Annotated in this window: 8 protein-coding genes; 5 read left to right on the top strand and 3 right to left on the bottom strand. The window is 70.8% G+C overall.

Annotation, left to right across the window (positions count from 1 at the left end):
• Positions 1-74: 74 nt before the first annotated feature.
• Positions 75-2,549 carry a glycoside hydrolase family 3 protein gene (locus JHY01_RS13630; protein WP_205326198.1) on the bottom strand — a complete coding sequence of 825 codons (2,475 nt, stop codon included), beginning with the start codon at positions 2,547-2,549 and terminating at the stop codon, positions 75-77.
• A gap of 141 nt (positions 2,550-2,690) precedes the next feature.
• Here JHY01_RS13630 and JHY01_RS13625 point away from each other — a divergent pair, with 141 nt between their 5' ends.
• From JHY01_RS13625 to JHY01_RS13605, 5 genes are all read left to right on the top strand, one after another.
• Entirely contained in the window at positions 2,691-3,278 is a 588-nt protein-coding gene (locus tag JHY01_RS13625) for a TetR/AcrR family transcriptional regulator (RefSeq protein WP_205326197.1), read from the top strand.
• 11 nt (positions 3,279-3,289) lie between these two features.
• Complete coding sequence (locus tag JHY01_RS13620) at positions 3,290-4,162, top strand: putative RNA methyltransferase (RefSeq protein WP_374199532.1); 873 nt, start codon at positions 3,290-3,292, stop codon at positions 4,160-4,162.
• Positions 4,163-4,261: 99 nt separating this feature from the next.
• Positions 4,262-5,107: a glutaminyl-peptide cyclotransferase gene (locus tag JHY01_RS13615; protein WP_205326195.1), complete on the top strand. Its 846-nt coding sequence runs from the start codon at positions 4,262-4,264 to the stop codon at positions 5,105-5,107.
• Between the two features lie 42 nt (positions 5,108-5,149).
• Complete coding sequence (locus JHY01_RS13610) at positions 5,150-5,659, top strand: GNAT family N-acetyltransferase (protein WP_205326194.1); 510 nt, start codon at positions 5,150-5,152, stop codon at positions 5,657-5,659.
• Positions 5,660-5,746: 87 nt separating this feature from the next.
• A complete protein-coding gene (locus JHY01_RS13605; RefSeq protein WP_205326193.1) occupies positions 5,747-6,910 on the top strand; it encodes a hypothetical protein in 1,164 nt (387 codons plus the stop codon).
• Between the two features lie 35 nt (positions 6,911-6,945).
• On the opposite strand, the gene JHY01_RS13600 is transcribed toward JHY01_RS13605, so the two are convergent.
• Positions 6,946-7,863, bottom strand: coding sequence for a carbohydrate kinase family protein (locus JHY01_RS13600; protein WP_205326192.1), 918 nt, complete (start codon positions 7,861-7,863; stop codon positions 6,946-6,948).
• Positions 7,864-7,953: 90 nt separating this feature from the next.
• Positions 7,954-9,066 (bottom strand): hypothetical protein, encoded by a 1,113-nt coding sequence (locus JHY01_RS13595; protein ID WP_205326191.1) that lies wholly within the window; start codon positions 9,064-9,066, stop codon positions 7,954-7,956.
• Between the last annotated feature and the right edge of the window lie 202 nt (positions 9,067-9,268).

Genomic DNA, 9,268 nt, shown 5'->3' with positions numbered 1-9,268 from the left:
CGCCCCCGGGTTTCTCAATCCTTTCCCGCCCCCGGGGGGGCGGGGGGTACTCGGGCCCCCCCCGCCGCGCTTTTCTAGTGCTTTTTGACCTGGGTTTTCAGTCGCAGGTCGGCGACGCTGCGGCCCGCGGCCACGGTCCAAGCGCCCGGCACGGTCCGCCAGGCGTGGTCCGCCTCGCTCCAGAACTGGAACGAGCGCTCCTCGAGCGGGATCGTGACCTCGACGGTCTCGCCAGGGGCCGCCTCGATGGCGGCGAAGCCCGCCAGGCGGTGGGTCTCGATGCCGCCTTCGATGTTGAGACCGGACTCAGAGGCGAGGTAGACCTGGACGACCTCGCGGCCGGTCACCTCGCCGGCGTTGCGGACCCGGATCCTCGCTTCGCCGCCGTCGACGACCAGGCCCTCGTATTCCCATGCGGTGTAGGAGAGGCCGTGGCCGAACCAGTACGCGGGCTCGTACCCGTCGCGCTGCTCCCAGGCCCGGTAGCCGATGAAGACGCCCTCGTCGTAGTGGAGTTCGCCGTCGCGCGGCACGACCTGGACGACGGGGGCGTCTTCGAGGCGGCGCGGCCACGTCGTGGTGAGGCGCCCGCCCGGTTCGGCGCCGAGCAGGACGTCGGCGAGCGCGTGCCCGCCCTCCTGGCCGGGGAACCAGGTGAGGAGTATCGCGGCGACGTCGTCGGCCCAGGGCATCTCGACCGGGGAGCCGGTGTTGACGACGACGACCGTGTGCGGGTTGGCCTCGGCGACGGCCGCGACGAGTTCGTCCTGGCGTCCCGGCAGGCGCAGGTCGCGCCGGTCGAAGCCCTCGGATTCGGTGAGCGCGGTCGTGGAGACCACGACGACGGCGACGTCGGCGGCGCGGGCCGCGTCGACGGCCTCGGCGATGAGCCGGTCCTCGTTCGGGCGGGGTCCGGTGTGCATGAGCCCGAACAGGACCGAGGGCGGGAAGCCGGGCGGGAACGAGAACGGCGTGAATTCGAGCCTGACCGGGATCCGCTGACCCGCTTCGAGATGCAGGGTCACGCGTTCGACGCCGGGCCCGAAGAACGCCTCGAACGGGTCGTCGGTCTCGTAGAACTGGTCGGCGTCGAAGACCACGTCGCCGTCGATGACGAGCCTGTGGTGCCCGAAGCCCCTGGTGCCGAACACGTGCTCGCCCGTCTCGGCGACGGTGAAGACGCCGTCGAGGACGGCGTGGTCGAACTCCTCTTGCGGGAGGTCGCCCGGCAGGTAGCCCATCCATTTGACGTCGCCGTTCGCGAGCGGCTCGGCGGGCAGTTCGCCGCCGTCGGTCCGCACCGGCCGCACGTTGAGGTCGAAGCCCCGCCCGGCGGGCTGGATCTGCTCGAACAGGTCCACGCCCTGCGCGTAGTGGACGCGGTCGCCGAGAGCCTCGCGGAGGCCGTCGAGCGGGGAGACCACCTCGGACGGGAACACGGTGGCGGAGCCCCCGCCGAGGATGCGGGCCTCGGCCGCGGCCGGGCCGATGAGCGCCAGGTACCGGATCGCGTCGGCCTGAAGCGGCAGGACCGGGTTGTGGCCGCCTTCGGGGGCGTTGTTCTGCGCGAGCACGAAGGAGCGCTGGGCGATCTCGCGCAGCAGCGCCTCGGGGTCGGCGACGGCTTCGATGCGTTCGTCCACCGCTGCCCGGACGCCTTCGAGGGCGCCGACGCGGGCGGCGAGCTTGAGCATGCGGCGCACCGCGTCGTCGACATGCGTCTCGCTGGTGCGGCCTTCGCGGACGGCCGCGACGAGGTGCTCGCCGTACACGGTGAACGGCCCTGGCATGGCGAGGTCGAGCCCGGCCTCGATGCCCTCGACGGCGTGGCGCGCGGCGCCCCAGTCGGAGACGTTGAAGCCGTCGAATCCGAACTCCCGGCGCAGGACCGCCATGAGCTCCTTGTGCGCGGTCATGGTGTGGCCGTTGACAGAGTTGTAGGCGGTCATGACGCCCCACGGGTGCACGGCGGCCGTGACCATCTCGAAGGGCCGCAGGTAGAGCTCACGAAGCGTCCGCTCGCCGATGATGTTGTCCACCGTGAACCGGTCGGTCTCGGCGTCGTTGCCCACGTAGTGCTTCATCGTCGTCCCGACGCCGCACTCCTGGACCCCGGCCACGTACGCCTGGGCGATGCGCCCGGTCAGGTACGGGTCCTCGCTGAACGCCTCGAAGTGGCGACCGCCCAGCGGCGACCGGTGCAGGTTGATGGTGGGCGCGAGCAGCACGTCCACGTTCTTGCGGCGGGATTCGGCCGCGAGCAGGTTCCCGATGCGGCGCACCAGTTCCGGGTTCCACGAGGCGGCCTGCGCGGTAGGGCTCGGCAGCGCGAGCGACGGGTCCGCGGCGGTCCAGAAGCGGCCGCGCACCCCGATCGGGCCGTCGGAGACGGTCATCGACCGCAGGCCCGCCTCGGGCACGGCGATCGTCCGCCACATGTCGAGCCCGGCCAGCAGGTCGGCCTTCGTCTCCAGGTCCATCTTCGCCAAGGCCGCTTCGACGGCCGCGTCGTACTCGGGCCTGTCGGCCGGAACGCTCCAGTCGCTCATGACGCCATCCTCTCAGTGTTCCTCGTTGATCCCGGGGGCATGGAAATCTTTGCACGCTTACCGAGTGATCGGTAGATTCCGTGTCTCAACTGTTACCCTCTATGCTCGGAGCACCCGCCCCCCCGCAGATTCGAGACGCCCATGACGAGCACGCAGCACAGCGCCCGCGGCCAGGCCCGCCGCGACGAGATCGTGCGGGCCGCCATCGAGGTCATCGCCGAACGCGGCTACCGCGGCGCCAGCCTCGCCGCCGTCGCCGAGAAGGTCGGCCTCACCCAGCAGGGGCTCCTCCATTACTTCCCGAGCAAAGAAGCCCTGCTCATCGGCGTGATCCAGTTCCGCGAACGCACCGACACCGGCGGCCGCGACACCACCGCCGAACCGATGACCATGGCCGCCACCATGGGCGTGGTGGAAGCGAACGCGCACCGCGAGGCGATCGTCCGCACCTTCTCCGCGCTCCTCGGCGAATCCGTCACCGAGGACCACCCCGCCGCCGAGTACTTCCGGCTCCGCTACCGCCGCGTCCGCGTGGCCCTCGCCGCCACCCTCCGCCAGGAATGGGGTGACCGGCTCCCGTCCGGGCTCACCCCGGAGGAGGCCGCGCCGCTCGTCATCGCGATCATGGACGGTCTGCAGTTCCAGTGGCTCCATGAGCCCGAGTCGTTCGACATGCCCGCTGCGTTCAGGGCCTTCGTCCGGCTCCTCGACCCGAAAGCGGCACCTTGACAGACAGCCCAGTGACCCTGCCCGCCCTCGACGCGCTGGCCTGCCCGAACTGCGGGGAGCCGCTCGCCCAGGCCGAACGGCGCCTGTCCTGCCCGAACGGCCACTCCTTCGACCTCGCCAAGCAGGGCTACGCCCCGCTGCTCGCGCCCGGATCGAACGCGACGACCGGCGACACCGCCGAGCAGGTCGCCGCCCGCGAGGACTTCCTCGACTCCGGCGTCTACGACCCGCTCATGGCGGCCGTCGCGAACGCCTCCCTCACCGACGCGCCCGGCGTGATCATCGAACCGGGTTGCGGCACAGGGCATTACCTCGCCGCCGCGCTGGCGGTCGACGACACGCGCGAGGGCATCGGCCTCGACACCTCGAAGTACGCGCTGCGGCGCTGCGCCAAGCGCGCCATTCCGGAGCGCGACCCGCGGCGAGCCGCCGCACCGCAGCGGCGTCCCGCCGCGGTGCTCGCCGACGCGTGGCAGCGACTGCCCGTACGCGACGGCGCGGCCGCCGCGGTCCTCAACGTCTTCGCCCCCCGCAACGCCGACGAGATCGCGCGCGTGCTCCACCCACGAGGAGCACTCGTGGTCCTCACCCCCCGGCAGGACCACCTGCGCGAACTCGTCGACGCCTTGGACATGCTGAGCGTCGACCCCGCGAAACCGCAGCGGACCGCCGATCAACTCGGCGCCCTCTTCGAAGCCGAGCGGACCGACGACATCCGGTATTCGATCGGTTTGGGACATGACGAGGTGCTGCGGCTCGTCGGCATGGGCCCGAGCGCCCGCCACCTCGACGCCGCCGAGCTCGCCGCGGCCGTGGCCGCGCTGCCCGAGAAGATCGAAGTGACGGTGTCCGCGAACGTGACCCGGTGGCGCAAGAAAGATTGATGGATTTCAATTTCTTGGATCGGTTCGAGTACTTGTCCTCGTTTGTCTCGACCAGTACGGTACGAACCAGCACCCACGAACCGGCTGGAGATGAGATCAGTGTTCGATGAGAAACGCGCGGCGCGGCGCGGCCTGGCCTTCGGCGCGACCGGACTGCTCGCCCTCGCCGGATGCGGCACCGGCGACGCCGCGGCCGAGGGGGCGGAGCGCTGGGCGATCCCAGACCAGGACTCGAACCTGCAGGGCACGATCGAAGTCCTCGAGACCCACGACCATGATCCCGATGCGTTCACCCAGGGCCTGGAGCTCGGCGAGCACCCCGAGTACGGCACCGTCTTCTACGAGAGCGCCGGGCTCTACGGCGAGTCGGACGTGCGCATCGTCGACCCCGCCACCGGTGACGTGCTGGCCTCCCAAGATCTCCCCGTAGAGGACTTCGCCGAAGGCCTCACCCTCACCGACGATGCGATCTGGCAGATCACCTGGCAGGAGCACCGCGCCTACAGACGCGACCTCGAGACCCTGGACATCGTCGAGACCGTCGAGTACGACGGCGAAGGCTGGGGGATCTGCTACGACGGCGAACGGCTCGTCATGAGCGACGGATCCGACCGGTTGACGTTCCGCGATCCGGCCACCTTCGAAGCGACCGGAACGGTCGCCGTCGAAGACATCGGCGGCGATCCGGTCTTCTCGATCAACGAGCTCGAATGCAGCCACGGGCTCGTGTGGGCGAACATCTGGCAGACCGATGACATCCTGGCGATCGACCCCGAGACCGGCGCCGTAGAAGCCCGTGTCGACGCCACCGGGCTCCTCCCCGAGGAGGAATCGGCCGGCGCCGACGTCCTCAACGGCATCGCCGCGGGCGAGGAGGACGGCACCTTCTACCTCACCGGCAAGCACTGGCCCAAGCTCTACCTCGTCCGCTTCACTTGGCCTTAAATCCGTTTCGCCGCCGGCCGGGACTGCGGTAGCGTCCCGGCCGTGACACCCGTACTGCGCACCGCGCGCCTCGTCCTCGAACCGTACGTTCCAACGGACGAAGAGGACTTCGTCGCGCTCTTCGGCGACCCCCGCGTCTCGCAGTGGATGGGCGACGGGCCCGAGCCCGAGGAGGCCACCCGGGCGCTGTTCCACCGCGTCTTCACGCACGTCTACGACGTCGACAAGTTCGACGTGTGGGCGGTGCGCGAGAACGGCGACCTCATCGGCCACGCCGAGATCAAACCCACCGAGGAGTCCGGCGGCCACGAGCTCATCTACGCCCTCGCCCACCGCGCCTGGGGCCGCGGCCTCGGCACCGAACTGGCCCGAGCGATCATCGACTACGGCTTCACCGCCCTCGGGCTCTCCGAGGTGCACGCCACCGTCGCCGACCAGAACACCGGCTCGCTCGCGGTCATGGCGAAACTCGGCTTCGAGCACGTGCGCGACAAGCCCGAGGACGACGGCTCCGTCACCAAGGTGCTCACCGTGAAGCGCCCCGGCGCGTAGCGAACCGCGCACACACCGTCCTCAAAGAACGGACCGGCCGCGAAAGCGGGAATTGCGCGGGAGGTGCGGGTAGGCCATGATGAGGTCATGGCCATCACACCCCTGGACCGATTGCTGGAGTACAAGATGCACCTCTTGACCGACTCCCGGCAGCCCCGCGCCTACGCCACCTGGTGGCAGGACCTCACCACAGCGGCCTTCTCCGCTTGGTTCTTCGGCGGCCTCATCCTCGACGTCAACGCCCACGCCCAAGGCTGGGCCGAATCGTTCTTCACCTGGTGGCACCTGACGTTCTACACCGGCTTCTTCGCCACCGCCGCCTGGATCGCCTGGATCTTCGTCCGCGCCCACCGCGCCGAGGGCCGCACCGGCATGGCCGCGGTCCCGCACGGATACGGCCCCGCCGTGATCGGCGTGCCGCTGTTCGTCCTCTCCGGCATCGCCGACATGATCTGGCACGAGGTGCTCGGCGTCGAGTCGAACCTCGCGATCCTCTTCAGCCCGTCGCACCTCACCCTCGCCGCGGGCGGCGTCCTCGTCGTCGCCGCGCCCCTGCTCTCGGCCTGGCGGCGCGTCGCGCTCGCCGCCGAACCGGAGCCGATCCCGCTCGAAGCCCGCATGGCCGCCCCCGCGCTCTCCCTCGGGTACATCACGACCGCGCTGGTGCTCTTCCTCGCCTACCTGGTGCCCCACGCGAACTCGCCGCACGCGGTGGCGGCGGCCCTGGAGGGCCCGAACGTCTACGACGGCTTCCCGGTGGCGGGCATCGTGTTCACCACGGTGCTCGTGCTCGCGCTGGCGGTCTCCATGACCGGCAGGTTCCGCCTGCCGCTCGGGTTCTTCACCGTCGCGTTCGCCTATCCGGCGGTCATGGTCGGCGCCTACACCGGTTTCGCCTACGGCGGGTACGTCTGGATCTTCCTGCTCTCGGGCGCGTGGCTGGACTTCCTGGTCTGGCTCGTCCGGCCCGAACTGCGCCGCCGCCGCGACCTGCTCGTGCTGGCCGGGGGCTGGGCCGTGCCGGTCTGGGCCGCGTTCCTCATCGCCACGGGCGCTGCCACCGGCGTGTGGCCGGCCGCCGAGATCGGTCTCGGCGCGCCCGTCGTCGCGGCCTTGGTCGGCGGCCTGTTCATGCTCGTGGTCCAGCCCGAGCGGCGCGACGTGATGCCCCCGGCCCCGACCGACCCCTCGCCGTTCGACGACGTGATCGCCCGCGCGAAGGCCATGACGGCCAACAAACCCGCGCAGTAGCGCACGGCCCCGGCGCGGAGCCGGGGCCGTGTTCGCTACTTCCTCAGCGCCGCAAGGCTTGCAGTCATCTGCTCGGCCGAGATGAGGGCGGTGCTCGTGCCCTTCGTGCGGCACGCGTACGCGCCCGCGACGCGGCCCGCGTCGAGCGCCATGGCGAGGTCGCCGCCCTGCGCCCGCGCCCAGAGCATCCCCGAGACGAACGCGTCGCCCGCGCCGTTCGAGTCCACGGGCGCCCAGTCGCTCCACCCGAGTTCGCGCACCGGGTCGATCGCGTCGTAGTGCTCGAGGGACCCGCCGCGCTCCAGTACGTACCCGCCGTGCTCGCCGTCCGTCGCGATCACGACCGAGGCGCGGCCGTTGTCGAGGACCCAGCGCATCGCCTTCTCGGGGTTCCCGCCGAGCCTCGCGGCCGACATGGTGACCAGGTCCGCGCGCTGGGCGAAGGCTTTCTGGTGCTCGGCCTCGCCGTCCCATCCGTGCAGGTCGGTCGAGACCGTCACGCCCTCGGGAACGGCGGTCAACACCGTCCTGGTGTGGTTCGGGATCGAGACGTGCACGTGGCGGGTCTCGGCCACGTGCGGCCCGAAGAACTCGGCGGGCATCCGCAGGTCGCGGTCGTGGCGGTAGTCGTAGAAGGAGAACCGGCGCCCGCCCGCGTCGACGAGGTTCACCGAGCGCGAGGTGCCGTCGGGGGAGATGAGGTGGCGGAAGTCGAGGCCGTGCTCCTCGTAGTGGCGGAGGACGAGGCGTCCCTGCTCGTCGTCGCCGATGTAGTCGATGAAGCGGGTGGCGAGCCCGAGGTGGAGGCAGCCGAGCGCGACCCCGTTGCCGGTGTGCGCCACGTAGTCGTAGATCGGTTCCACGCCGAGCGAGTCGCCCTCGCCGATCGCGATCTCGGGGACGCGCACGATGGTGTCGACGCCGACGCCGCCGACGACCAGGATGTCGAGCATGTGATTGCTTCCTTTGCAAGAGTTTGCAGTGAAATGTGGAACATGTTGCAGGACTCGACCTTAGGCCGAGTCCTGGCGTCGGTCAAGCCGCTATCGGACCACTCCGGCCCCGACCCGCCCCCGCCGGATCGCGTAGGCCAGCGTCGCCGCGCCGAGAGCGGGCCCCCAGAGCCAGAACGGGAACGACCAGACGATGTCGTAGGCGCCATGGCGCAGGCCCAAGGCGATCATGGGTACCGCCATGAACGTGAACACCGCGGCCATGATCGCCCCGGGGACGATCGCGATCATCGGCGGCACCGGCCGGCCCTTGACCGCGAACATCCAGAACGGCCAGCGTTCGCCCCACCGCTGGGTCAGGCCCAGGCACAGAATGCCGCCGCCGAGCGCGGCGAAGCCCAGGAGCAGGCCCCAGATCCGGGTGGCCGGGTCGAGCTCGTCGCCGAGCGGGCCGCCCATGTAGGCCCACGGCGTCAGCCAGGTCATCCGGACCAGGCCGTAGGGCAGCGCGCACGCGAAGGCGGTCCAGGCCGCGACCCGGCCCCATTTCGCGGCGCTGTCGGGGGCGAGCCAGCGGGGGGCGGGCTCGCCGTCGCGGCGCAGCACGAGCAGCTGGAGCGTCAGCGCGGTCCAGATCGCGGCGCCCGTGACGGTCCAGGCCTGTGCGAAGAGGTAGCCGCTCATCTCCGCGACGACGCGCCCGAGTTCCGCCGCGAAACCGCCCACGGCGGCGTAGTCGACGACTCCGGTGACGCCGAGGCCGGCGAGGACCGCTGCGATCGCGGCGGCGGTGAGGACTCGTGCGAGCGTGCCGCGCGCCAGGAGGATCGGGACCACGACGGCCGCGATCGGGAGCAGGAAGGCGACCAGGTACCCGGCGAACGAGATGAAGGTGGTGGTGGTGAGCAGCAGCCCGAAGACCGCCGCGTAGAGCGCGGTGAGCGGCCACAGCCGCGTTCTGGCCCTGGCGATGAGCAGCCCGAGGAGCCCTGCGGCGATGAGCGCGGCGGGCGCGATCCAGTCCGGGACCGCGGCGGGGAGGGGGATCGTGGGTTCGAAGAGGTCGTGCGAGTAGGGGCCGTGCTCGGGGTCGAGGAGCTGCCAGAGCCCGATCGGGAGGGCCAGGAGCGACCAGAGGAAGGCGGCGAGCACGGTCGTCCGCGTGAGCCGGGTGGGCCGCTGCAGCGGCGTAGTCGTTGTCATGCCTCCAGATTCGCGGTTTCGAGGGCCCGTTCCCTCCCGCGCGAGGGCGACTTCGCTCCCCTCGCAGGGGCGTCCGCGCTCCCCCTCGCGGGGGAGCGCCGGGAATCGGCGGTTGCGGGCGACTCTGGGCGGCAACACGGCCGAAGCGCGATTGCAATACCTGTTCGAGAAGGTCACGGGCTCATCACAAACAGGATCGGGT

This window comes from Glycomyces sp. YM15 (assembly GCF_016918015.1).
GTDB lineage: Bacteria > Actinomycetota > Actinomycetes > Mycobacteriales > Micromonosporaceae > Glycomyces.
Note: the sequence above shows the minus strand (reverse complement) of the source record. Positions and strands in the feature narration are given on the sequence as shown.

What these genes read in the sequence shown, in the direction of transcription:
- JHY01_RS13605 (WP_205326193.1), top strand. Translation starts at nt 5,747, where the DNA reads ATGGCCATCACACCCCTGGACCGATTGCTGGAGTACAAGATGCACCTC.
- JHY01_RS13595 (WP_205326191.1), bottom strand. Translation starts at nt 9,066, where the DNA reads ATGACAACGACTACGCCGCTGCAGCGGCCCACCCGGCTCACGCGGACG.
- JHY01_RS13600 (WP_205326192.1), bottom strand. Translation starts at nt 7,863, where the DNA reads ATGCTCGACATCCTGGTCGTCGGCGGCGTCGGCGTCGACACCATCGTG.
- JHY01_RS13630 (WP_205326198.1), bottom strand. Translation starts at nt 2,549, where the DNA reads ATGAGCGACTGGAGCGTTCCGGCCGACAGGCCCGAGTACGACGCGGCC.
- JHY01_RS13625 (WP_205326197.1), top strand. Translation starts at nt 2,691, where the DNA reads ATGACGAGCACGCAGCACAGCGCCCGCGGCCAGGCCCGCCGCGACGAG.